This window comes from Massilia sp. CFBP9026 (assembly GCF_034045165.1).
GTDB lineage: Bacteria > Pseudomonadota > Gammaproteobacteria > Burkholderiales > Burkholderiaceae_D > Telluria > Telluria arenae.
In genome coordinates this window covers 86,046-110,093 of record NZ_JAXCWH010000012.1, presented here as the reverse complement: position 1 = coordinate 110,093, position 24,048 = coordinate 86,046, and the positions used below count along the sequence as shown (strand labels likewise).

24 protein-coding genes are annotated in these 24,048 nt (G+C 64.1%); 19 read left to right on the top strand and 5 right to left on the bottom strand.

The genetic code is table 11. The features are described 5' to 3' along the window. Position 1: 1 nt before the first annotated feature. The 8 genes from infA to dsbD all read left to right on the top strand — a co-directional run bounded on the left by infA (position 2) and on the right by dsbD (position 5,772). Complete coding sequence (gene infA / locus SOM28_RS23805; RefSeq protein ID WP_005663428.1) at positions 2-220, top strand: translation initiation factor IF-1; 219 nt, start codon at positions 2-4, stop codon at positions 218-220. A 37-nt stretch (positions 221-257) separates the two neighbouring features. Then, positions 258-371, top strand: coding sequence for a 50S ribosomal protein L36 (gene rpmJ, locus SOM28_RS23800; RefSeq protein ID WP_005663407.1), 114 nt, complete (start codon positions 258-260; stop codon positions 369-371). A gap of 14 nt (positions 372-385) precedes the next feature. Then, the gene (rpsM, locus tag SOM28_RS23795) at positions 386-751 is read left to right on the top strand and encodes a 30S ribosomal protein S13 (protein ID WP_005663405.1); all 366 of its coding nucleotides are present in this window, start codon (positions 386-388) and stop codon (positions 749-751) included. Positions 752-765: 14 nt separating this feature from the next. Beyond that, a complete protein-coding gene (rpsK, locus tag SOM28_RS23790; protein WP_005663404.1) occupies positions 766-1,170 on the top strand; it encodes a 30S ribosomal protein S11 in 405 nt (134 codons plus the stop codon). Positions 1,171-1,421: 251 nt separating this feature from the next. Then, positions 1,422-2,045, top strand: a complete 624-nt coding sequence (gene rpsD / locus SOM28_RS23785) for a 30S ribosomal protein S4 (RefSeq protein ID WP_123069949.1) — start codon at positions 1,422-1,424, stop codon at positions 2,043-2,045. Between the two features lie 286 nt (positions 2,046-2,331). Beyond that, positions 2,332-3,309 carry a DNA-directed RNA polymerase subunit alpha gene (locus tag SOM28_RS23780; RefSeq protein WP_005663401.1) on the top strand — a complete coding sequence of 326 codons (978 nt, stop codon included), beginning with the start codon at positions 2,332-2,334 and terminating at the stop codon, positions 3,307-3,309. A 121-nt stretch (positions 3,310-3,430) separates the two neighbouring features. Further along, positions 3,431-3,826, top strand: coding sequence for a 50S ribosomal protein L17 (rplQ, locus tag SOM28_RS23775; protein WP_005663400.1), 396 nt, complete (start codon positions 3,431-3,433; stop codon positions 3,824-3,826). 128 nt (positions 3,827-3,954) lie between these two features. Then, positions 3,955-5,772 carry a protein-disulfide reductase DsbD gene (dsbD, locus tag SOM28_RS23770; protein WP_320469660.1) on the top strand — a complete coding sequence of 606 codons (1,818 nt, stop codon included), beginning with the start codon at positions 3,955-3,957 and terminating at the stop codon, positions 5,770-5,772. A gap of 68 nt (positions 5,773-5,840) precedes the next feature. Here the strand turns inward: dsbD and SOM28_RS23765 are convergent, their stop codons facing one another. Beyond that, positions 5,841-6,374, bottom strand: coding sequence for a Spy/CpxP family protein refolding chaperone (locus SOM28_RS23765; RefSeq protein ID WP_320469659.1), 534 nt, complete (start codon positions 6,372-6,374; stop codon positions 5,841-5,843). A 195-nt stretch (positions 6,375-6,569) separates the two neighbouring features. On the opposite strand from SOM28_RS23765, the gene SOM28_RS23760 reads away from it, so the two are divergent. From SOM28_RS23760 to SOM28_RS23740, 5 genes are all read left to right on the top strand, one after another. Beyond that, on the top strand, positions 6,570-7,298 hold the full coding sequence (locus SOM28_RS23760; RefSeq protein ID WP_320469658.1) for a response regulator: 729 nt from the start codon (positions 6,570-6,572) through the stop codon (positions 7,296-7,298). 17 nt (positions 7,299-7,315) lie between these two features. After that, positions 7,316-8,653, top strand: a complete 1,338-nt coding sequence (locus SOM28_RS23755; RefSeq protein ID WP_414675208.1) for an ATP-binding protein — start codon at positions 7,316-7,318, stop codon at positions 8,651-8,653. A 141-nt stretch (positions 8,654-8,794) separates the two neighbouring features. Continuing rightward, the gene (locus SOM28_RS23750; protein WP_320469656.1) at positions 8,795-9,976 is read left to right on the top strand and encodes an efflux RND transporter periplasmic adaptor subunit; all 1,182 of its coding nucleotides are present in this window, start codon (positions 8,795-8,797) and stop codon (positions 9,974-9,976) included. Next, on the top strand, positions 9,973-13,107 hold the full coding sequence (locus SOM28_RS23745; RefSeq protein WP_320469655.1) for an efflux RND transporter permease subunit: 3,135 nt from the start codon (positions 9,973-9,975) through the stop codon (positions 13,105-13,107). Before SOM28_RS23750 ends, SOM28_RS23745 begins: the two co-directional genes overlap by 4 nt. A 304-nt stretch (positions 13,108-13,411) precedes the next feature. After that, entirely contained in the window at positions 13,412-14,257 is an 846-nt protein-coding gene (locus tag SOM28_RS23740; protein ID WP_229414931.1) for a hypothetical protein, read from the top strand. 60 nt (positions 14,258-14,317) lie between these two features. Here the strand turns inward: SOM28_RS23740 and hemB are convergent, their stop codons facing one another. Next, a complete protein-coding gene (hemB, locus tag SOM28_RS23735) occupies positions 14,318-15,325 on the bottom strand; it encodes a porphobilinogen synthase (RefSeq protein WP_320469654.1) in 1,008 nt (335 codons plus the stop codon). Positions 15,326-15,344: 19 nt separating this feature from the next. Continuing rightward, on the bottom strand, positions 15,345-16,088 hold the full coding sequence (gene yihA, locus SOM28_RS23730; protein ID WP_320469653.1) for a ribosome biogenesis GTP-binding protein YihA/YsxC: 744 nt from the start codon (positions 16,086-16,088) through the stop codon (positions 15,345-15,347). 144 nt (positions 16,089-16,232) lie between these two features. On the opposite strand from yihA, the gene SOM28_RS23725 reads away from it, so the two are divergent. From SOM28_RS23725 to msrQ, 5 genes are all read left to right on the top strand, one after another. After that, a complete protein-coding gene (locus SOM28_RS23725; RefSeq protein WP_320469652.1) occupies positions 16,233-16,907 on the top strand; it encodes a c-type cytochrome in 675 nt (224 codons plus the stop codon). A 120-nt stretch (positions 16,908-17,027) separates the two neighbouring features. After that, positions 17,028-19,121 carry a cytochrome c biogenesis protein ResB gene (locus tag SOM28_RS23720; RefSeq protein WP_320469651.1) on the top strand — a complete coding sequence of 698 codons (2,094 nt, stop codon included), beginning with the start codon at positions 17,028-17,030 and terminating at the stop codon, positions 19,119-19,121. A gap of 24 nt (positions 19,122-19,145) precedes the next feature. Then, a complete protein-coding gene (gene ccsB, locus SOM28_RS23715) occupies positions 19,146-20,324 on the top strand; it encodes a c-type cytochrome biogenesis protein CcsB (protein WP_320469650.1) in 1,179 nt (392 codons plus the stop codon). A 130-nt stretch (positions 20,325-20,454) separates the two neighbouring features. Beyond that, on the top strand, positions 20,455-21,435 hold the full coding sequence (msrP, locus tag SOM28_RS23710) for a protein-methionine-sulfoxide reductase catalytic subunit MsrP (protein WP_320469649.1): 981 nt from the start codon (positions 20,455-20,457) through the stop codon (positions 21,433-21,435). Beyond that, on the top strand, positions 21,435-22,058 hold the full coding sequence (msrQ, locus tag SOM28_RS23705; RefSeq protein ID WP_320469648.1) for a protein-methionine-sulfoxide reductase heme-binding subunit MsrQ: 624 nt from the start codon (positions 21,435-21,437) through the stop codon (positions 22,056-22,058). The genes msrP and msrQ overlap by 1 nt, the downstream gene beginning before the upstream one ends. A gap of 31 nt (positions 22,059-22,089) precedes the next feature. Here msrQ and lysA read toward each other — a convergent pair whose 3' ends face one another. Beyond that, entirely contained in the window at positions 22,090-23,367 is a 1,278-nt protein-coding gene (gene lysA, locus SOM28_RS23700; protein ID WP_320469647.1) for a diaminopimelate decarboxylase, read from the bottom strand. Further along, positions 23,367-23,558: an LPS translocon maturation chaperone LptM gene (gene lptM, locus SOM28_RS23695; RefSeq protein WP_123069472.1), complete on the bottom strand. Its 192-nt coding sequence runs from the start codon at positions 23,556-23,558 to the stop codon at positions 23,367-23,369. Before lptM ends, lysA begins: the two co-directional genes overlap by 1 nt. Positions 23,559-23,599: 41 nt before the next feature. Here lptM and cyaY point away from each other — a divergent pair, with 41 nt between their 5' ends. Further along, positions 23,600-23,929, top strand: coding sequence for an iron donor protein CyaY (gene cyaY, locus SOM28_RS23690; RefSeq protein ID WP_123069471.1), 330 nt, complete (start codon positions 23,600-23,602; stop codon positions 23,927-23,929). Positions 23,930-24,048 lie beyond the last annotated feature (119 nt).

Genomic DNA, 24,048 nt, shown 5'->3' with positions numbered 1-24,048 from the left:
AATGGCAAAAGACGACGTCATCCAAATGCAGGGGGAGATCCTCGAGAATCTCCCAAACGCGACGTTCCGCGTAAAGCTGGAAAACGGCCATGTGGTCCTGGGGCATATCTCGGGTAAAATGCGGATGAACTATATCCGCATTCTCCCGGGTGACAAGGTAACGGTGGAGTTGACTCCGTATGACCTGTCCCGGGCCCGCATCGTGTTCCGCACCAAGTAAAAACATCATCAAGTAAACGAACCGAAGAGAGTGCAAAATGAAAGTTAACGCTTCAGTCAAGCGGATCTGCCGCAACTGCAAGATCATCAAGCGCAAAGGCGTGGTCCGTGTGATCTGCGTCGAGCCGCGTCACAAGCAGCGTCAAGGTTAATCGAGGAATAACGAATGGCACGTATTGCAGGGGTTAACATCCCAAATCATCAGCACACCGTTATCGGCCTGACGGCTATCTACGGTATTGGCCGTCCGCGCTCGCAGAAGATCTGCGACGCAACCGGTATCGCGACCAACAAAAAGGTCAAGGACCTGGACGATAACGAACTCGAGAAACTGCGCGACGAAGTCGGCAAGTTTGTCGTGGAAGGTGACCTGCGCCGCGAGCTGTCCATGAACATCAAGCGTCTGATGGACCTGGGTTGCTACCGCGGCATGCGTCACCGTAAGGGCCTGCCGGTCCGCGGTCAGCGTACCCGCACCAATGCTCGTACCCGTAAAGGTCCGCGCAAGGCAGCTCAATCGCTCAAGAAATAATCTAGGAACCGACTATGGCCAAGCAACAAAGCAGCGCAGCAGCAGCACGCGTGCGCAAGAAAGTGAAGAAGAACGTTGCCGAGGGCATCGCCCACGTTCACGCTTCGTTCAACAACACGATCATCACCATCACCGACCGCCAGGGCAACGCTCTGTCGTGGGCAACCTCCGGTGGCGCCGGCTTCAAGGGTTCGCGCAAATCGACCCCGTTCGCGGCTCAGGTCGCTGCCGAAGCTGCAGGCAAGGTCGCTCAGGAATCGGGCGTGAAAAACCTGGAAGTGCGTATCAAGGGCCCAGGCCCAGGCCGTGAATCGGCTGTGCGCGCTCTGAACAACCTCGGCATCAAGATCACCGAGATCCAGGACGTCACCCCAGTTCCACACAACGGCTGCCGTCCGCCGAAGCGTCGCCGTATCTAATGCGCCAGGGCAGGGCGGCTCGCCGCTCTCCCGCGCATTGATATCGACGCACGGGGCGAGAAGCCCCGTTGTGTTTTACGAGATCGCCGGTGCAGTTGCCCAGAAATGGGTTATACTGCCCGGCTGTTGTCGCCTGCCGTCCCTGATGGCGGGCGATGTTGTAAGCCACGTCCGGCCTCATGCAGAGCTGGACTAGCGCCTGGGTGCATGTGCATCTCTGGGGCGTGATCAAATATTAAAGGAAATCTAACGTGGCACGTTATATCGGACCAAAAGCAAAACTGTCGCGCCGTGAAGGCACCGACCTGTTCCTGAAGAGCGCACGTCGTTCGCTCGATTCGAAGTGCAAACTGGACGTCAAGCCAGGCCAGCACGGTGTCAAGTCGGGTGCCCGCACCTCGGACTACGGCAACCAACTGCGCGAAAAGCAAAAAGTCAAACGCATGTACGGCGTGCTGGAACGTCAGTTCCGTCGCTACTTCGCTGAAGCGTCGCGCCGCAAGGGCAACACCGGCGAAACCCTGCTGAAGCTGCTGGAAGCGCGTCTCGACAACGTGACCTACCGCATGGGCTTCGGCTCGACCCGCTCGGAAGCGCGTCAGCTGGTGAGCCACAAGGCCTTCACCGTGAACGGCAACGTCGTGAACATCGCTTCGTACCAGGTCAAGACCGGCGACGTGATCGCTGTTCGTGAAAAAGCCAAGAAGCAAGTGCGTATCGCTGAAGCGCTGTCGCTGGCTGAGCAAGTCGGCTTCCCGAGCTGGGTCTCGGTCGACGCGAAGAAGCTGGAAGGCACCTTCCGTTCGTTCCCAGAGCGTAACGAAATCGCTGCTGACGTCAACGAAGCGCTGATCGTCGAACTGTACTCGCGTTAATCGACCGCATCAGAGCCGGCGTAGCCGGCTCCCAGCGGTCGTCCCCGCGCAGGCGGGGATCCCAGTTTTGCATCCGAAGTCGCAGAACTTGGGTTCCCGCCTACGCGGGAACGACGGGAGTGGTAGTGCGGTTGCAGCAACCCCGGGTTGGCGCCGCAGAGAGTCAATACTTCTACTTATTCCCGTTGCACAGAATTCGTTTTACCGCCTGCTATTGCAGGCGTTCTCTTTAAAGCCATCAGCCTTATCGGTGTAACGAGCCGAGGGTATTGAAAAGGACTCATTCATGCAAAATAGTTTGTTGAAGCCACGTATCATCGACGTCGAAGCACTGGGCGCCGGCCACGCGAAAGTTGTGATGGAGCCGTTCGAGCGTGGCTATGGCCACACCCTCGGCAACGCACTGCGCCGCGTCCTGCTGTCGTCGATGGTGGGCTATGCGCCGACCGAAGTGACGATCGCTGGTGTCGTGCATGAATATTCGTCGCTGGATGGCGTGCAGGAAGACGTCGTCGACCTGCTGCTGAACCTGAAGGGCGTGGTCTTCAAGGTCCACAACCGTGACTCCGTCACCCTGACCCTGAAGAAGGAAGGCGAAGGCGCCGTCCTGGCTTCGGACATCGACCTGCCGCACGACGTCGAGCTGATCAACCCTGACCACGTCATTGCCCACCTGACCGCAGGCGGCAAGCTGGACATGCAGATCAAGGTCGAAAAAGGCCGCGGCTACGTGCCGGGCAACGTCCGTCGCCTGTCGGAAGACACCAACAAGACCATCGGCCGCATCATCCTGGACGCATCGTTCTCGCCAGTGCGCCGTGTGTCGTACGCCGTGGAATCGGCCCGTGTCGAACAGCGTACCGACCTGGACAAGCTGATCATCAACATCGAGACCAACGGCGTCATCACCCCGGAAGAAGCGATCCGCCAGTCGGCACGCGTGCTGGTCGACCAGCTGAACGTGTTCGCCGCCCTGGAAGGCACCGAAGCCGCCGCCGAAGCACCATCGCGCGCACCGCTGGTCGATCCGATCCTGCTGCGTCCAGTCGACGACCTGGAACTGACCGTCCGTTCGGCCAACTGCCTGAAAGCAGAAAACATCTACTACATCGGCGACCTGATCCAGCGTTCGGAAAACGAACTGCTCAAGACGCCGAACCTGGGCCGCAAGTCGCTCAACGAAATCAAGGAAGTCCTTGCTTCGCGTGGCTTGACCCTGGGCATGAAACTCGAGAACTGGCCACCGGCTGGTCTGGAGAAGTAATTTTTGCAGTACCCCGCCCGGGCACAGTGCACGGGCGGATATAACCCTGAACCGGTCCGCGGTCACGCGCAAGTGTGAACGATCGAAGAACTGGATTTGAAAACACCCGAAAGGAAATACCATGCGTCACCGTCACGGCCTTCGTAAACTGAACCGTACCTCGTCCCACCGTCTGGCAATGCTGCGCAACATGACTGTTTCGCTGCTGCGTCACGAAGCCATCAAGACCACCGTCCCGAAAGCCAAGGAACTGCGTCGCGTCATCGAACCGATCCTGACCCTGGGCAAGACCGACACCCTGGCAAACAAGCGCCTGGCCTTCGCTCGCCTGCGCGACCGCGAAATGGTCCAGAAGCTGTTCGCTGAACTGGGTCCTCGCTACGCAAACCGCAACGGCGGCTACCTGCGTATCCTGAAGATGGGCTTCCGCGTTGGCGACAATGCTCCTATGGCCTACGTCGAACTGCTGGACCGTCCAGAAGTCACCTCGGCTGAAGAAGCACCGACCGCCGAGTAATCGACTGTCGAGTTGAAAAAGACCAGGCCTCGTGCCTGGTTTTTTTTCGTCCATGCCAAGGATGAGTTCCGGCGCGACGCGGGCAAGCGGTGTACCATGCCCGGTGCAGTAACTTTCCACGAGATACTATGGTTCGATTTTCCGCCCGCCGCCTGCTCCAGGCCTGCCTGACGCTGTTCGCCGTCTTCTTCCTGTTCACCGCAACGCCAGCCCGCGCCCAGCAGGACTTCCTGGACCCAGCCGTCGCCTTCAAGTTCGAGGCGCGCATGGCGGATCCGCAGACCGCCGAGATCACCTACGTCATCGCCCCCGCGTACTACATGTACCGCGAGCGCTTCGCCTTCAAGGCCAGCGGCGCCGGCATTACGCTGGGCGAACCGCAGATTCCGCAGGGCAAGGTGAAGTACGACCCGACCTTCGAGAAGGATCTCGAGACCCATACCGGGACCCTGACCATCCGCATCCCGGTCGAGGGCACGGGCCCGTTCACCCTGACCGCCACCAGCCAGGGCTGCGCCGACGCCGGCCTGTGCTATCCGCCGCAGGAGCACAGCGTCAACCTAGGCGCCGGCGGCGCGCAACCAGCGTCCGGCCTGCCGATCGGGGTCGGCGCGGGACAGGCCCCACTGTCCTCGCAGCCGATGTCCGACAGCGCGCCTGCCACGACCGCGGCGGCGCCGGCATCGGACTTGTCGAACATCGCCGGCATCCTCGGCGGCGGCAGCCTGCTGGCCATCGTGCCGGCCTTCATCCTGCTCGGCCTGGGCCTGGCGTTCACCCCTTGCGTGCTGCCGATGGTGCCGATCCTGTCCTCGATCATCGTGGGCGAGGGCAAGCACGTGAGCCGTTCGCGCGGCTTCGTGCTGTCGCTGGCGTATTCGCTGGGCATGGCGATCGTCTACACCTTGCTGGGCATCGCTGCCGGCCTGGCCGGCGAAGGCCTGGCCGCCGCGCTGCAGAATCCCTGGGTGCTGGGCACCTTCGCGGCCCTGATCGTGGCCATGTCGCTGTCGATGTTCGGTTTCTATCAGTTACAACTGCCTAACACCTTGCAGACCCGTTTGACGCAGGCATCCAACAGCCAGCAGGGCGGCAAGCTGCTCGGCGTGTTCGTCATGGGCGCCATTTCGGCCCTGATCGTGGGCCCCTGCGTGGCCGCGCCGCTGGCCGGCGCCCTGGTCTACATCAGCCAGACGCGCGACGTCTTCCTTGGCGGCGCGGCGCTGTTCTCGATGGCGGTGGGGATGAGCATCCCGCTGTTGCTGGTGGGCCTGTCGGCCGGCTCGCTGCTGCCGCGCGTGGGGCCGTGGATGGAATCGGTCAAGCGCCTGTTCGGCGTGCTGATGCTGGCGATGGCGATCTGGCTGGTGTCGGCGGTGATCCCGGCCGCGGCCCAGATGCTGCTGTGGGCCGCGCTGCTGCTGGGGTATGGCTTCTATCTGCTGCGCCATACCCGCCATTGGGCGGCGATGGCCTTCGGCGCGGCCTTCGCCGTGCTGGGGGCAACCCAGCTGGTCGGCCTGGCCAGCGGCGGGCGCGACGCCTGGGCGCCGTTGGCGCACCTGGGTGGCGCGCCGCAGGACCACGGGCTCGTGTTCAGCCGCATCAAGACCGTGGACCAGCTCGACGCCGCGCTGGTGGCCAACGCGGGCAAGACCGTGATGCTCGATTTTTATGCCGACTGGTGCGTGTCGTGCAAGGAGATGGAGAAGTTTACTTTCGTCGACCCGGCGGTGCAGCAAAAGCTGGCCGATACGGTGCTGCTGCAGGTCGACGTGACGGCCAACGATGCCGACGACAAGGCCATGCTCAAGCGCTTCGGCCTGTTCGGGCCGCCGGGCATCATCCTGTTCGACGGGCAGGGGAAGGAAATCGCGGATAGCCGGGTGATCGGCTTCCAGAATGCGGAGAAATTCTTGAATTCGTTGCAGCGGTTGGCGCGGTAACGCGGCGGCGGGCTGGACGCGTGGACGGCGTAGCCGACTGCGCGTCCCGGTCCACCCTACCATATGGCTTACGCGTGGGCGCGCTTGCCGTGGTGACCGTGATGACGCGGGCCCTTGCGGTGCTTGGCCTGCTCATCGAAGGTCTTGCGCTGCTCCGGCGTCAGCTGGGCGTAGAAGCTGTTCAGGGCCGCCAGGCGCTGCTCCATGCGGGCGGTGCGCTGCTTCTGCATATCGATCCCTTTCTGCATGCGCTGCGGCGCAGTCAGGCTGGCCCAGGCGGCGCGGTCGCCACGTCCGGCGCGCTCACCCTTCCTCTGCGGCGCCTGGCTGGCGACGAAGGCGTCCCAGGCCGGTTGCTGCTGCGCATTGAGCTTGAGCGCATCGCGCAGCTTGGCCTGGCGTTCGGCGCGGTGCTGTTCCATCTTCGCGCGGCGCTCGCCGGCCTTGGCCTGCCACTCGGCCTTCTTGGCCAGGCGTTGCTCGGCGGTCAAGGCCGGACGGCCTTCGGCCGGGGCGGCGGTCTGGGCCTGGGCGCCGATGGTGGCGCCGAACAGGCCGGCAGCGGTGAGGGCGATCACGAGGTTCTTGCGGAGGGTGTTCATGGTTCTTCCTTTGTGAGAGTCTGGTTGACGTGCATCCGAAACGCTCGCTGCACGGTTCCCATCTTGCGCACAAACTGTAACCGCGGGGTTTCCCCTGTCTCATACATTGTATCAATATGTTTCGGGCCTATAGGCTTATACACAGCGATACAAAATGCTCCTCCGGCATTGTCATAAACTCGGATAATTGCGGTTATGGATACTCCCTCTACGATTCTGATCGTCGACGATGACCGCGACATCCGGACGCTGCTGGCCGACTACCTCGAGTCGAACGGCTACCGGACGCTGGCCGCCGCCGACGGCACGGCGATGTGGAAGGCGCTCGACGAAGCCCGTCCCGACCTCATCGTGCTCGACCTGAACATGCCCGGCGACGACGGGCTGACCCTGTGCCGCAAGCTGCGCGCCACTTCGACCCTGCCGGTCATCATGCTGACCGCCCGCAACGAGCCGCTGGACCGCATCCTCGGCCTCGAGATGGGCGCCGACGATTACCTGCCCAAGCCTTTCGAGCCGCGCGAGCTGCTGGCCCGCATCCGCAGCGTGCTGCGCCGCTCGCACGCCATGCCGTCCAACACGCCGTCCGAGAACGTGCAGCAGATGCGCTTCTCGGGCTGGACGCTCGACCTCACCGCGCGCCACCTGCTGAACCCGGACGGCATTGTGATCATGCTGTCGGGCGCCGAATTCCGCCTGCTGCGCGTGTTCCTCGAGCACCCGAACCGGGTGCTCAACCGCGACCAGCTGCTCAACCTCACCCAAGGTCGCGACGCCGACCCGTTCGACCGCTCGATCGACATCCAGATCAGCCGCCTGCGCCAGAAGCTGGGCGAGGATGCGCGCATGCCCCAGATCATCAAGACCGTCCGCAACGGCGGCTACGTGCTGGCCGGCCAGGTGACGGTGGAGCCGGCGGCGTGAAGGATTTCTTCGGGTCGATGACGGGCCGCGTTTTCCTGACGCTGCTGCTGGGCGTGTGGATCTCGGCCGCGCTGATCCAGCTGGCGGCCGACTACCAGCGCTGGCGCGACTGGGAGCGCCAGCTCGAGCAGCACCGGCTGGAGCGCGCCGAGCAGATGATCATGGCCACTGAGATCGTGCCGGCCGAGGCGCGTTCGATCTATCTCGAAGTCGCCAACCGTCCCGGCCTGGAACTCGAAGTCGCCGACACCCAGCCGGCGGCAGCCCCGGCCACGCCCTTCGCCCAGCAGCTGGCGGCGCGCCTGGGCAAGGGCTACCGGGTCGAATCGGTCGAGGCACGCCCGGCCGCCTGTGACAGCGCGCAGCGCCTGCCGATGATGTACGGCCTGCTCAGCATGAGTTATGGCGGCGCCTGCGAATCGCTCAACGTGCACCTGCGCGATGGCGCCGAGCTGCGCCTGTCGGTGCTGCCGCCACGCCTGGTCCGGGATGGCGACACCGACCTGCGCATCCTGGTGGCCCTGTTCATGGTCAGCATCGCCGTGCTGGCCTACCTGGTGGCGCGCATGAGCACCCGGCCATTCAAGCAGCTGGCCCAGGCCGCGCAAGACCTGGGGCAGGACATCAACCGTCCGCCGCTCGACCTCACGGGCGCCAGCGAGATACGCCAGGCCAGCGCCGCCTTCAACGCGATGCAGGCGCGCATCCGCCAGTACATCTTCCAGCGCACGCAGATGCTGGCCGCCATCACCCACGACCTGCAGACGCCGCTCACGCGCATGCGCCTGCGGCTGGAGAAGGTGTCGGACAACGAACTGCAGGAACGCCTGATCGGCGACCTGTCGGCGATGCAGGAAATGGTGCGCGAAGGCCTGGTGCTGGCGCGCAGCATGGACACCACCGAGGCGATGCAGATGCTGGACCTCGATTCGCTGCTGGAGGCGGTGTGCGCCGACGCCAGCGACGCCGGCCAGGACGTCACGCTGCAGGGCAAGGCCACGATGGCGGTGCTGGGCCGGCCGCTCGACCTGCGCCGCTGCCTGGGCAACCTGATCGACAACGCGGTGAAGTACGGCCGCGATGCGCGCGTCTGCGTCGACCGCGTCAACGGCACGGCGCGGGTGCGCATCCGCGACAGCGGGCCGGGCATCCCGAGGAGCGAGCTGGGACGGGTGTTCGACCCGTTCTACCGGGTCGAGACCTCGCGTTCGCGCGAATCGGGCGGCACCGGCCTGGGACTGACGATCGCGCGCAACATCACCGAGCAGCACGGCGGCAGCATCACCCTCACCAACCACCCGGAAGGCGGGCTGGAGGTGACCCTGATGCTGCCGGCCTACTATCCGAACAAGTAGTGGGCGCATAGCGAACAGATAAGCGCAGTACACGCTGCGGTAACAACACTGTGGGACAATGCGCCGCCCTCATTCCAGGGCGGGCGGCAGGGCCACCACGATCAATGATGGAGTCGCCGGAACGGGCGGCAAGGGACGAGAATGAACAAGAAGAATGTCGGCGTCATCGCCGGAATCGCGGCGCTGGTCGTGGCTGGCGGCTGGTACCTGAACCAGGGCAACGATGCCAAGGCGGAGGGCGGAAGCCAGGGACCGGCCGGCGCGGGCGGCCCGCCGCCGGTGACAGTCAACGTGGTCGCGCCCGAGCGGCGCGACGTCGGCGTCGAACTGTTCGCCAACGGCAGCGTGACCCCGGTGCGCACCGTCAACCTGCATCCGCAGACCGTCACCACCATCCGCCAAGTCCATATCCGCGAAGGCCAGTTCGTCAAGGAAGGCCAGCTGATGTTCTCGCTCGACGACCGCGCCGACATGGCCAACGTCGCCCGCGCCGAAGCGCAAGTGGCGCGCGATTCGGCCACGCTGTCCGACCTCGAGCGCCAATACAAGCGCAGCCAGGAGCTGGTGGCCCAGAACTTCCTGGCCCAGAGCGCCCTCGATTCCCTGCTGAGCCAGGTCGAAGCCCAGCGCGCGCTGGTGCAGTCGAACCAGGCGGCGGCCCGCGCCACGCAAGTGAGCGCCAGCTACACCACGATCCGCGCGCCGATGACGGGCCGGGTCGGCGCCATCGACGTCCACCCGGGCACCCTGGTGCAGATGAGCACCTCGCTGACCACCATCACCCAGCTCGATCCGATCAACGTCTCGTTCACCTTGCCGGAATCGACCCTTGGCGCGCTGCTGGCGGCCCAGAAGCAGGGCAATGTCGAAGTCCGGGTCAATCCCGGCAGCGGCGCCGACGATGCCGAGCAAGTCATCGGCCGCCTGAGCTTCATCGACAACGCCGTCGATCCGCAGGCCGGCACCATCCGCGTGAAGGGCGAGTTCGCCAACGGTGACACCTCCCTGTGGCCGGGCCAGTACGTGACCGCCAACGTGGTGGTGCAAACGTTGAAGAATGCGGTGGTGATCCCGCAGACCGCCATCATCACCGCGACCAACGGCACCTTCGTCTACGTGCTGGCAGAAGGCAATGCGGCGCGCCAGGTGCCGGTGCAGCGCGTGTACGCCTTCGGCGACCGCGCCGCCGTCACCGGCCTCAAGGGCGACGAACAGGTCATCACCGAAGGCAAGCAGAACCTGCGACCGGGCGGCAAGGTGCGCCTGGCCGGGCAGGGCGCCAAGCCGGCCGCGCCGGCCCCTAAAAAGGGCGAGCAGGCATGAATCTGTCCGAACTGTGTATCCGCCGTCCGGTGATGGTGGTGCTGCTGTCGCTCAGCCTGGTGCTGGTCGGCATCCTGTCGTACATGCAGATCCCGGTCGCCGCACTGCCCAGCTATAACACGCCGGTCATCAACGTCTCGGCCAACCTGCCGGGCGCAAGTCCGGAGACGATGGCGTCGTCGGTGGCGCTGCCGCTCGAGAAGCAGTTCTCGACCATCGCCGGCATCAAGCTGATCACCTCGAGCAATACCCAGGGCGACACCAATATCACGCTCGAATTCGACAACGAGATCGATGTCGACAAGGCGGCGGTGGACGTCCAGGCGGCCCTGCTGGTGGCCCAGCGCCGCCTGCCGCTGGAAATGACCGAACTGCCGGCCTACCGCAAGGTCAACCCGGCCGATGCCCCGATCCTGTTCATGCACCTGACCTCGCCGTCGATGGACTTGTCGGAGCTGAACGACTATGCCGAAAATCTCATTTCGCCGGCGATCTCGACCGTGCAAGGCGTGTCCCAGGTCTCGATCAACGGCGGCAAGCGTTTCGCCGTGCGCGTACGCGCCCGTTCCGACCTGATGAACGCCCGCAACATCTCGATGGACGAGCTGGCGGCCGCCCTGCGCGCGGCCAACTCGAACACCCCATTGGGCATCCTAGACGGCCCGACCCAGGCGCTGACCATCCAGGGCGGCGGCCAGCTGATGAAGGCGGCCGACTTCGCCAACCTGATCATCGCCACCCGCGATGGCCTTCCGGTGCGCTTGCGCGACATCGCCGAGGTGCAGGACAGCTACCAGTCGGTCAAGGCCATGGGCAGCCTGAATGGCGAGCGCTCGATCTCGCTGATGGTGCAGCGCCAGCCGAACGCGAATACCGTGCAGGTGGTCGACGCGGTGCGCGCGCTGATCCCGCGCTTTGAAGGACAGCTTCCCGCGTCGATCAAGATCGAACTCGTCAACGACCGCTCGCTGTCGATCCGCGAGGCGATCCACGACGTCAACCTGACCCTGGCCGGCACCGTGCTGCTGGTCATCCTGGTGATCTTCCTGTTCCTGCACCGCGCAGCCGCCACCTTCATCCCGGCGGTGACGGTCCCGATCTCGCTGCTCGGCGCGCTGTCGCTGCTGTACTGGTTCGGCTACAGCCTGGATAACATCTCCCTGCTCGGCATCACGCTGGCGGTCGGCCTGGTGGTCGACGACGCGATCGTGGTGCTCGAGAATATCGTGCGCCATATGGAGATGGGCAAGAAGCCGATGGCCGCCGCCCTCATCGGCGCGCGCGAAGTGGGCTTCACCATCATCTCGATCTCGATCTCGCTGGTGGCGGTGTTTATTCCGATCTTCTTCATGCCGGGCGTGATCGGCCTGCTGTTCCGCGAATTCGCGGTCGTCGTCGGGCTGGCGGTGCTGGTCTCGGCCCTGGTCTCGCTGACCCTGGTGCCGATGCTGTGCTCGCGCCTGCTCAAGGATGGCGGCCACGTCGATCCGAAAGACATGTCCTGGATCGGCCGCCGCTTCGAAGCCGGCTTCACTCGTCTGCGTAATGGCTATGGCCGCACGCTCGACCTGGCGCTGCGCTTCCGCTTCATCGTCCTCATGCTGGCGGCGGGCACCTTCGTGCTGACCGGCGTGCTGTATTCGACCATGCCGAAAGGCTTCTTCCCGGAAGAAGACATTGGCCAGATCCGCGTGATGGTCGAAGCCTCGGAAGACACCTCGTCGATGGCGCTGGCCGAGCTGCAGGGCAAGGTGGTCGACATCATCCGCGCCAATCCCTATGTGAAGGACACCACCTCGTTCAGCGGCGGCGGCAATACCGGCCGCATGTTCCTGGTGCTCAAGGACCGCGGCGAGCGTCCGCCGATGGACCTGGTGATCGACGATCTGCGCAAGGCGACGCGCGCGGTGCCGGGCGTGCAGGTGTTCATGTCTCCGCAGCAAAACTTGCAGTTGGGCGGCCGCCAGAGCAAGGCGCGCTACCAGTACACGCTGCAGAGCGTGTCGGGCGGTGAGATCGGCGGCTGGGCCGAGCAATTCCTGGAAGGCATGCGCAAGGACGAGCGCTTCCGCGACGTCAACAGCGACTCGCAGAACAAGGCGCTGCAGGCGACGGTGGACATCGACCGCGACAAGGCGGCGCTGCTGGGCGTGGAAATGGACGATATCCGGACCGTGATGTACGCCTCCTTCGGCGAGCGCCAGGTGTCGACCATCTATTCCACGGCGGCCAGCTACTACGTGATCCTGGAAGCCGCCGCGAGCGACCGCTATTATGACGAAGCGCTGTCGCGGGTCTCGGTGCGTTCCAAGTCGGGCGAACTGGTCAAGCTGTCGAGCATCGCCAGCGTGCGCCGCACGGTCGGCCCGCTGCAGGTCAACCACCAGGGCCAGCTGCAGGCGATCACCCTGTCGTTCAACCTGGCGCCGGGCGTGTCGCTGGGCGACGCCACCGCCCACATCGACGAGCTGGGGCGCGAAATGAAGCTGCCGGCCTCGGTCATCGCCACCTATGGCGGCGACGCCGCCGTGTTCCAGGACACGCAGTCGAGCCAACTGATCCTGATCATCACGGCGATCGGTGTCATCTACGTGCTGCTGGGTGTACTGTACGAGAGCTATATCCACCCGCTGACCATCCTCGCCGGCCTGCCGTCGGCGGCCGTCGGCGCCCTGATCACCTTGTGGATTTTCGACAAGGACCTGACCCTGATCGCCATGATCGGCATCCTGATGCTGATCGGCATCGTCAAGAAGAACGCGATCATGATGATCGACTTCGCGCTCGACGCCCAGCGCAACCTGGGCATGAGCCCGCAAGAGGCGATCCGCGAGGCCTGCATCCTGCGCTTCCGCCCGATCCTGATGACGACCCTGGCGGCGCTGATGGGCGCGCTGCCGATCGCGCTGGGCATCGGCGCCGGCGCCGAGCTGCGCCAGCCGCTGGGCCTGGCGGTGTGCGGCGGCCTGATCTTCTCGCAAGTCATCACCCTGTATATCACCCCGGTGATCTACCTGTATCTGGACCGCTACAGCGGCACCGGCCCGATGACCGACGAGCAGATCGCCAAGGCCGACCAGGACTACGTGGCGCATACGGTTCCACCGGCCCATCCAGTGCACCCGGCGTAAGCCAGGTAGCACGGCAGGCGCCCCTTCCGGCCGCCAGCATCGGATACATTATTGTTCCGATACTGGCGGCCGGAAACATTTGGTAACAACCATCAACGGATCGGGAGGCGCGCCCGGGCGGCTAGCGTGATGCGGTTGCGCCGCAAAACGGTTAGACTGCGGCTCTCTGCCGTTTTTTTAGACGTAGCTATCAGGAAACCGATCCATCTTGCGTGACCATTCCCACACCTACGACCAAGACAGTGAAGTGTGTTCCCACTGCGGACAGCCATTGCCGCCCTCGGGGCCGCGCTATGGACTGGGGATGAATTACGGGCGCAAGGGGCCGAGCCGCTTCGGCGTGGGCGGCACGATCGCGGTCCACCTGTTGCTGGTGCTGCTGTGGTTCTACGAGCCGAAGGAACAGGAGCAGCGCACAGCGCGCCCGGCCTCCGAGGACCAGGGCGACAGTCAGGTCGTCTATGTGGCGCCGCTGCGCGAAACCTCACCCAATGAAGCCGCACCGCGGCCGACGCCGCGGCCCCTGCCGGCGCCGCCGATCCCGCGCGTGGAACAGGAACGCATCATCGTCCAGCGCCTGCCGGACACCATCACGGTCCCGGACGAGCGCCCCGCGCCGCCGGCCCCGCCGCAACCGCAGCGCCAGCAGCCGCCGACCGAAGTGCCGCCCGACATGGACATGGCGGCCTATGTGAAGGCCCAGCGCGAGCGCCGCGGCGCGCCGACCGGCGCCGAAGTGCCGGCCCAGGAAAGCGATGCCGCGCGCGGCACCCGCAACGCGCTGGCGAACATCGCCGCCATCAACGGCCGCGGCACCGACGACAGCAACGAGACGGGCGGCATCTTCTCGGTGTCGAACAAGACCTTCAACACCATGGACCTCAAGTTCCGCGGCTGGAACCCGAGCTTCAAGCGGCGCTGGCTGACGGCGGTGACGGTGGAGCAGGGCAGCGAGCGCGATATCGAGACCGCGGTGATCAAGAAGATGATCGAGCTGATCCGGCGCGAGAAGAAAGGCGATTTCGAATGGGATTCGCACCGCCTGGGGCGTGTGGTGAAACTCAGTGCAAGGCCGCAGGATACGGATCAGCTGGTGGAATTCCTGTACAAGGAAATGTTCCCGGATTATCGGCCGATTCCAGGGCGGTAAGGTTGGCGGCTACAACAAAAAACCGTGCCTTGGCACGGTTTTTTCATGAGCGCAACGCGATCAACCAGCCTTGAGCTTGCGCGCGATATCCAGCGCAAAATAGGTCAGCACGCCATCGGCGCCGGCGCGCTTGAACGCCATCATCGATTCCATCATGACCTTGTCGTGATCGAGCCAGCCATTCTGCGCCGCCGCCTTGAGCATCGCGTACTCGCCGCTGACCTGGTAGGCAAAGGTCGGCACCTTGAACTCGTCTTTCACACGGCGCACGATGTCCAGGTAGGGCATGCCCGGCTTGACCATCACCATGTCGGCGCCCTCGGCCAGGTCGAGCGCCACTTCGCGCAGGGCCTCGTCGCTGTTGGCCGGGTCCATCTGGTAGGTGTTCTTGTCGGCCTTGCCCAGGTTGGCGCTGGAACCCACGGCGTCGCGGAACGGGCCGTAGAAGGCGGAGGCGTACTTGGCCGAGTAGGCCATGATGCGGGTGTGGATGTGGCCCTGCGCCTCGAAGGCGTTGCGGATGGCGCCGATGCGGCCGTCCATCATGTCCGACGGCGCCACGATGTCCACGCCGGCCTCGGCGTGGGTGAGCGCCTGCTTCACCAGCATCTCGATCGTCTTTTCGTTGACGATGTAGCCGTTCTCGTCCGGCAAGCCGTCCTGGCCGTGGGTGGTATACGGGTCGAGCGCGACGTCGGTGATGACGCCCAGTTCCGGGAAGTTCTTCTTCAGTTCGCGCACCACGCGCGGCACCAGCCCATCCGGGTTGGTCGCCTCGATGCCGTCATAGGTCTTGACCGACTGGTCGACCAGCGGGAACAGCGCCATGGCCGGGATGCCGAGCGAAACGCATTCTTCGGCGACCTTAAGCAGCAAGTCGAGCGAGACGCGCTCGACGCCCGGCATCGACGCCACTTGCTGGCGCTGGTTCTGGCCTTCGAGCACAAACACCGGGTAGATCAGGTCGGCGGAGGTAATGGTGTTCTCGCGCATCATGGCGCGCGAGAATGGGTCGCGGCGCATGCGGCGCGGGCGGGCCGCCGGATAGGCGGAGGTGATGATGGTCATGTCAACAGTCCTTGCTAGATCAGGCGGAAGGATTATCGTCGTCCGCCGACGGCGCAGCACTTTCTTCGTTGCCGATGTCGTCTCCTGCTTCTTCCTCTTCCGGGTTCAGCCCGGCCAGTTCCAGGATCTTGGCGTCCGCTTCCTCGATGCCGATGCGCTTGAGCGCCGAGAACAGCTGCACCGTGAACGGGAAGCCGTTGCCATCTTCGTCGACATAGCTGTCGAGCACGGCGCGCGCTTCGCGCAGGGCATTGGTCGACTCGTTGCGGTTGAGCTTGTCGGCCTTGGTCAGGATGCAGTGGATCGGCTTGCCGGTGGGGGCGAACCATTCCAGCATCTGGACGTCGAGGTCGGTGAACGGACGGCGCGAATCCATGATCAGGATGAGCGCCGCCAGCTGGTCGCGGCGCTGGACGTAGTCGCCCAGCAGCTTCTGCCAGTGCAGCTTGGCGGTGCCCGAGACTTCGGCATAGCCGTAGCCCGGCAGGTCGACCAGCAGCGCTTCGATCTCGTCGACCCGGACCGCATCCTTGCGGTGCTGGCCCACGTGGGCGCCGCCGATCGAGAAGTAATTGATGTGCTGGGTACGGCCAGGCGTCTTGGAAGCGAACGCCAGACCCTTTTGGTTGGTCAGGATATTGATCGCTGTGGATTTGCCGGCGTTCGAGCGCCCGGCGAAGGCGATTTCCGGTACTTGCGTGCCTGGTAAATCGCGCAACTGGTTAACGGTCGTGAAGAACCGGGCTTGCCATAATCTGGACATTGGGGAGAGGGATTAAGGGCCATGAAATGGCGTTGGGGAAACAAAGCTATTGTACAATAAGGGGTTGATTACTGCTCCGCCCATCGGCGGATAGATCAAGTCGCTGCACTGAACTTTCTAATTTGACTTTATAAGGTGCCAGTTATGAATCGGTTGACGTCCCCCTTGCTGAGAACACTGTTAGTCACTTCGCTGACTGTCTTTGGGGGACTACCGGCGGCGATGGCGGCGTCCGCCGCAACCGCTACCGCGGTCAAAGCCGATCCAGCCAAAGGTGGCGCCCTGTACGAAAACGGCGATCCCGCACGCGGCCTGCCGTCCTGCCTGTCTTGCCACGGTGCGGCCGGCAATTCGTCGATCGCGATCAATCCGAAACTGTCTGGGCAGTTCGCGACGTATACACACAAGCAGCTGATCGACTTCACGACCGCACACCGCCAGCAGCCCATCATGACGACCTATGCCAAGATGCTGACGGAGCAGGAGAAGAAGGATATCGCAGCCTGGCTCGCGACGCAGGCGCACAAGCCTGGCGCGGCGAAAAATAAAGAGACCGTGGAACTGGGCCGCAAGATTTATCGCGGCGGCATCGCGGAAAAAGGCGTGGCGGCCTGCGCCAGCTGTCACGGCGCCACCGCCAACGGCATCCCGGCGCAATACCCGCGCCTGGCCGGCCAGCACCAGGATTACACCACCGCCCAGCTGGAAGCATTCAAGACCGGCAGCCGCGCCAACAGCCCGCAGATGACGGTGCTGTCGCAACGGATGTCGCCGGAAGAGATGCGTGCGGTGGCCGACTATATTGCCGGCTTACGCTAAAAGTGTCGCTTTAGCGCTACGCATGAGCATGAGATGAACGGAAGAGGGCGGCAGCATCGAGCTGACGCCCTTTTTTCCACGCGCGATCCCCGCCTTCGCGCAAGATGAAAGTTGTAAAGTATGAGTACCACCGGAATTGAACTGAATACCCGCCGCCGCTGGCTGGCCGAGGCGGTCGAGCTGATCTCGTCGATGCGCTTCGCGATCAGCCTGCTCACCATCATCTCCATCGCCTCCGTCATTGGCACCGTGCTCAAGCAGAACGAGCCGATGCCCAATTACGTGAACCAGTTCGGGCCGTTCTGGTTCGAGATCTTCGACAGGCTCGGCCTGTACAACGTCTATTCGAGCTGGTGGTTCCTGGTCATCCTGGTGGTGCTGATCGTCTCGACCGCGCTGTGCGTGGTGCGCAACACGCCCAAGATGCTGCGCGATATGCGCAGCTGGCGCGAAAACGTGCGTGTCGACTCGCTGCGTAATTTCCACCACAAGGCTGAATGGCAGGCGCCGCTGGCGCGCGCCGCGCTGGCCGAGCAAAGCGCCCTGCGCCTGCGCCACGCCGGCTATGCCACCAAAATCGTGGAAAAAGACCAGGCCGTCCTGGTGTCGGCCAAGAAGGGCGCCGGCAACAAATTCGGCTATATCTTCGCGCATAGCTCGATCATCGTGATCCTGCTGGGTGGCATGCTGGATTCGGAACTCCCCGTGCGCGTCCAACAATGGTTCTTCGGCAAGACGCCCTTCACCGGCAGCGGCGTGATCGCCGAGATCCCGGCCCAGCATCGCCTGGGCACCGGCAATCCCAGCTTCCGCGGCAATACTGCGATCGCCGAGGGCCAGACCAGCCATACCGCGATCCTGAACCAGCCGTCCGGCGTGCTGGTGCAGGAATTGCCGTTCGGGATCGAGCTCAAGAAATTCCACATCGAGTTCTATTCGACCGGCATGCCCAAGCTGTTCGCCAGCGACGTCGTGGTGCACGACCTGGAGAACGGCCATAAATTCGAATCGACGATCAAGGTCAACCATCCGCTGATCTACAAGGGCATCGCCGTCTACCAGTCGAGCTTTGACGATGGCGGCAGCAAGCTCAGGCTGACCGGTTTCCCGATGACGGGCGCCAGCGCGGCCAGCTTCCCGATCGAAGGCGAAGTCAATGGCGCGACCGAACTCAAGTTCGGCAAGGACAGCTATGCCGTCGAGTGGTCGGGCTTCCGTCCCTTCAACGTCGAGAACGTCGCCCAGGGCAACGATGCGCGCGCGGTGGGCAAGAACACCGGCTTCAATGCGCAGTTGTCGGCCACGCTGGGCAAGGCCTCCGGCGCGGCGGCCGATCCGGACGCCAACAAGGACCTGAAAAACGTCGGCCCCAGCGTGCAATACAAGCTGCGCGACCACACCGGCCAGGCGCGCGAATACATGAACTACATGCAGCCGCTCACGCTCGAAGGCGCCCAGGTCTACCTGGCTGGCGTGCGCTCGAACCCGTCCGAGAACTTCAGCTTCCTGCGCATCCCGTCCGACGAGCGCTACGGCGTGGGCGACTGGATGCGCCTGCGCGCGGCGCTGTCCGACCCGGCCGCGCGCCAGGAGGCGGCCGCCCGCTACGCCAGCCGCGCGCTGAGCGCAGAACAGCGCGGCGGCGGCGCGCTGGCCGGCCAATTGAAGGATTCGGCCGCGCGCACGCTCGATATCTTCGCCGGCGGCGACGGCCGCGGCGGTTTCGTCGGCGTGGCCCGCTTCCTGGAACAGATCCCGCAGGCCGAGCAGGAGAAGGCGGCCGGCATTTTCATGAAGATGCTCAACGGCGCACTGTGGGAGTTGTGGCAGGTGGCGCGCGAGAAGAATGGCGACGCCGCCGCCAAGCCGACCGACGAGAACGGTCGCTTCCTGCAACTGGCCACCAATGCCTTGTCGGACAGCTTCCTGTATGGCGCCCCGGTCTATTTGCAGCTGGACGATTTCACCGAAGTAAAAGCCTCGGTGCTGCAGATGACGCGTTCGCCGGGCAAGAATGTGGTCTACTTCGGTTGCCTGCTGCTCACGCTGGGCGTGTTCGCGATGTTTTATATTCGCGAGCGCCGCGTCTGGATCTGGGTGCGCGACGTAGATGGAGGGGCCGAGGCCCTGATGGCGATGAGCACCCAGCGCAAGACACTCGATTTCGAGCGTGAATACGAAGAATTGTCGGTCAAGCTGCCGCAACCGGCGTAAGCTGGCGACGATCTGGAGAAAATGATGGAACTGTCCCAAACGAAAAACAGCGCCCCGGCGCGCTCGACCGACAAATACCAGGAAAAGGTCGGCTACTTCCGCCGCCTGACCGCGGCCGACTGGCTGTACGGCATCGCGCTGCTGGCCGCGGCCCTGTACGCGCAAATCCAGTACGGCCATTTCATGGACATCTATGAAGAGGCGATCCTGATCTGTACCGCGCCGGTATTCGCGGCGCTGGGCTGGTACTGGAAGCCGATGCGCTGGCTGTTCCCGCTGGTCGGCGTGCTGTCGCTGGGCGCGATCTCGATGTACGACGGCAACCTGGCGGCGGCCGAGCAGAAATTCTTCCTCAAATACATGCTGTCGAGCGGTTCGGCCATCCTGTGGATGAGCGCGCTGTTCATGTTCTCGACCGTGTTCTACTGGGTCGGCCTGTTCAGCCGCGGCAAGTTCGGCGGCAACGTCGGCGCCAACCTGTGCTGGGCCGCGATCGTGATCGGCTCGGTCGGCATGATGGTGCGCTGGTACGAAAGCTACCTGATCGGGCCGGACGTCGGCCACATCCCGGTGTCGAACCTGTACGAAGTATTCATCCTGTTCGCGATCATCACCGCGATGTTCCACCTGTACTACGAAGAACACTACGCCACCCGCCAGCTGGGTCCGTTCGTGATGCTGATCATCGCCGCCGCGGTCGCCTTCCTGCTGTGGTACACGGTGTCGCGCGACGCCTCCCAGATCCAGCCGCTGGTCCCGGCGCTGCAGAGCTGGTGGATGAAGATCCACGTGCCGGCGAACTTCATCGGCTACGGCACCTTCGCCCTGGCGGCGATGGTCGCCACCGCCTACCTGCTCAAGTCGCACGGCATCCTGGCCGACCGCCTGCCGTCGTTCGAGGTGCTGGACGACGTGATGTACAAGTCGATCTCGGTCGGTTTCGCGTTCTTTACCGTCGCCACCATCCTGGGCGCCTTGTGGGCGGCCGAGGCCTGGGGCGGCTACTGGTCGTGGGACCCGAAAGAGACCTGGGCCCTGATCGTCTGGCTCAACTACGCGGCCTGGCTGCACATGCGCCTGATGACCGGCCTGCGCGGCCGCGTGGCGGCCTGGTGGGCGCTGGTGGGCTTGCTGGTGACTACCTTCGCCTTCTTGGGCGTGAACATGTTCCTGTCGGGCTTGCACTCCTACGGCGAGCTGTAACCGGCTCCGCTTGCGTGCCGGATGACCGTGGCGCCAACTATCACCGCGTGGACGGCGGAGCCGTCCACCCTAACGCTGGCTTAAGGGAACTTCGTGTAATGTGAAGACTCTTAAGCTCGCGGGGCCAGCCATGCTGTTCAAACGTCATCCCAACGGACTCGATCTTCCGTTCCCATCCGAAATCACGCCGCAAGAGGTCTATACCGGGCGGCGCCAGTTCATCACCCGCATGGCGGCCACGGCGGCAGTCGGCGGCGGCGTGTGGGAGATGGCCAACCGCGAAGCCTTCGCCCAGGCCGCACCCGCCCAGAAGCTGGCCGCGCGCGCCAACGTGGCGCTGTCCACCGACGAGAAGCAGACCCCGTTCAAGGACGCTGCCGGCTACAACAATTTCTATGAGTTCGGCCTCGACAAGGACGATCCCGCCAAGAACGCGCACACCTTGGTCACGCGTCCCTGGACCGTGCGCATCGAGGGCGAGGTCAACAAGCCGCTCACGCTCGACATCGACGGCCTGCTCAAGCTGGCCCCGCTCGAGGAGCGCATCTACCGCCTGCGCTGCGTCGAAGGCTGGTCGATGGTCATTCCCTGGATCGGCTATTCGCTGTCGAACCTGCTCAAGCAGGTGGAGCCGACCGGCAACGCCAAGTTCGTCGAATTCACCACCCTGGCCGACCGCAAGCAGATGCCGGGACTACGCAGCGGCGTGCTCGACTGGCCATATGTCGAAGGCTTGCGCATCGACGAAGCCATGCACCCGCTCACCCTCCTGGGCATGGGCATGTACGGCCAGGTGCTGCCGAACCAGAACGGCGCCCCGGTGCGCCTGGTCGTGCCCTGGAAATACGGCTTCAAGTCGGCCAAGTCGATCGTGCGCATCCGCCTGACGAGTCGCCAGCCGCGCACCGCCTGGAACGACTCGGCGCCGCGCGAATACGGTTTCTATTCGAACGTGAACCCGAACGTCGACCATCCGCGCTGGTCGCAGGCGAGCGAACGCCGCATCGGCGAGACCGGCCTGTTCCAGCCGAAGCGCAAGACGCTCATGTTCAACGGCTATGACCAGGTTGCCTCGCTGTACACCGGCATGGACTTGAAGCGCTATTACTGATGGCGTTGCAGCTTTCGAACAAGCAGGTCGGGTGGGTAAAAGCGGGCGTCTTTGTCCTCTCGCTGCTGCCCTTCGCGCGCCTGGTGTGGGGGACGGCGACCGGCGCCTTCACCGATCCGCTGGCGGAAATCACCAAGATCAGCGGCGAATGGGCCTTGTACTTCCTGTGCATCACGCTGGCGGTCACGCCGCTGCGGCGCCTGACGGGCTGGAACTGGCTGGTGAAGCTGCGGCGCATGGCCGGGCTGTTCACCTTCTTCTATGCGCTGGTCCACTTCATCGCCTTCCTGTGGTTCGACCATTTCTTCGACGTCGCCGCGATGCTGGCCGACGTGGTGAAGCGGCCGTTCATCCTGGTCGGCTTCATCGCCTTCGTGTTGCTGATCCCGCTGGCCGCCACGTCGACCAATGCGATGATCAGGCGCCTGGGCGGCAAGCGCTGGCAATGGCTGCACCGGCTGATCTATGTGATCGGTCCGCTGGCGATCCTGCACTACTGGTGGATGAAAGAGGGCAAGAGCGACTTCGCGCAGCCGATCCTGTTCGGGGCGATCGTGGCGGCGTTGCTGGGGCTAAGGGTGTTCTGGCATGTCAGGCGCAAGCCGCAAGCCGCGCGCGCATGAGTGAAAAGGCCCGCATTGCGCGGGCCTGTTTTTACTTGATCAGCGTTTCGAGTGCGAACACCTCGGCCGGCGTCTCGCGCCGCCGCACCAGGTGGGTGACGTCGCCATCGACGATCACCTCGGCCGCGCGGCCGCGGGTGTTGTAGTTCGACGCCATCGTCATGCCATAGGCGCCGGCCGTCATGATGGCCAGCAGGTCACCCTGTTCCACCGCCAGTTCGCGTTCGCGCGCCAGCCAGTCGCCTGACTCGCACACCGGGCCGACGATGTCCCACACCAGTTTTTCACCGTCACGCGGGGTCACCGGCTGCACGCCCATCCAGGCCTGGTACAGGGTGGGGCGCATCAGGTCGTTCATCGCGGCGTCGACGATGCAGAAGTTCTTCTCTGCGCCGGGCTTGAGGAACTCGGTCTTCGTCAGCAGCACGCCGGCATTGGCCACGATCGAGCGACCCGGCTCGAAGATCACCTTGATCGGCCGGCCGCCTTGTTTTTCCGCTCCCCAGGCGTCGATGCGCGCGAACAGGCGGCCGAGATAGTCGCCCACCGGCACCGACGGCTTGTCGCCGGCCACGCCGTAGTCGACGCCGATGCCGCCGCCGATGTCCAGGTGGTGCAGGTGGATGCCCTCGGCGTCCAGGGTGTCGATCAGCTCGATCAGTTTATCGAGGGCTTCGAGCAGCGGGGCGTCGTCCAGCAGCTGCGAGCCGATATGGCAGTCGATGCCGACCACGTCCAGGTGCGGCAGGCTGGCGGCGGTGCGGTAGGTGTCCAGCGCATCGTCGAAGGCCACGCCGAACTTGTTGGCCTTCAGGCCGGTCGCAATATACGGGTGGGTCTTGGCGTCGACGTTCGGGTTCACGCGCAGCGAGACCGGAGCACGCATGCCGAGCTTGCCGGCGACCTCGTTCAGGCGGTGCAGTTCGGGGATCGATTCGACGTTAAAACACAAAATGCCTTTTTCCAGCGCCAGCTGCATCTCGTCGACGGTCTTGCCGACGCCCGAGAAGATGGTCTTGCCCGGGTCGCCGCCGGCCGCGATCACGCGCAGCAGTTCGCCGCCCGAGACGATGTCGAAGCCCGCACCCTGGCGCGCCAGCAGGTCGAGCACGGCCAGGTTCGAGTTGGCCTTCATCGCATAGCAGACCAGGGCGTCGCGGTCCTGGCAGGCGTCTTGGTAGGCGCTGAAGTTGTCGAGCAGGGCGGCTTTCGAATAGACGTAGGTCGGCGTGCCGAATTGTTCCGCGATGGCGGACAGCGAAACGTTTTCGGCGTGCAGGACGCCGTCTTGGTGCGAAAAATAGGACATTAGCGGTGCGGTGCGGGCGTGGAGGCGTTGTTCGAAGGGACGGGCTGGGGTGGCTGGTCGACCGGGGCTGCGGGCGGCGCCGCTACGGGCCGGGTGGGCGGCGTCGGCATGTACAGGTCGCCGGTCTGGCCGCAGCCCGACAGGGCGGCAAGCAAAACAGCAGCCGGGAGAAGCGCAAGAGAGGACTTCACGATTAGAATCACGGTTTAATTAGCAGATTTTGGAGTGTAGCATGACCGAAACCGAATTTTTGGACCTTGCCGACCTGACCCTCAAGCAGATCGAGGAAGCCTTCGACCGCCTGAACGACGAGGACGTGATCGACGTCGAATGCAAGCGCAGCGGCAACGTGCTGGAGATCGAGTTCATCGACAACGGCTCCAAGATCATCGTCAACAGCCAGGCGCCGTTGCAGGAGATGTGGGTCGCGGCGCGCTCGGGCGGCTACCACTACAAGCGCGTGGGCGACGAATGGCGCAATACGCGCGACGATAGCGAGTTCTTCGCGTCGTTGTCCAAGTATGCGGGCGAGCAGGGCGGGGCGCAGGTGTCGTTGGTGTGATCTGATGCTAGGGAGCCTGAGGCTCCCTTTTTTTGTTAGCTGAAAAACGTCGTCCCCGCGAAGGCGGGGACCCAAGTCCCATGCGCTGCCACTGCGTTCGATACGAGTGGTGCGCTGAG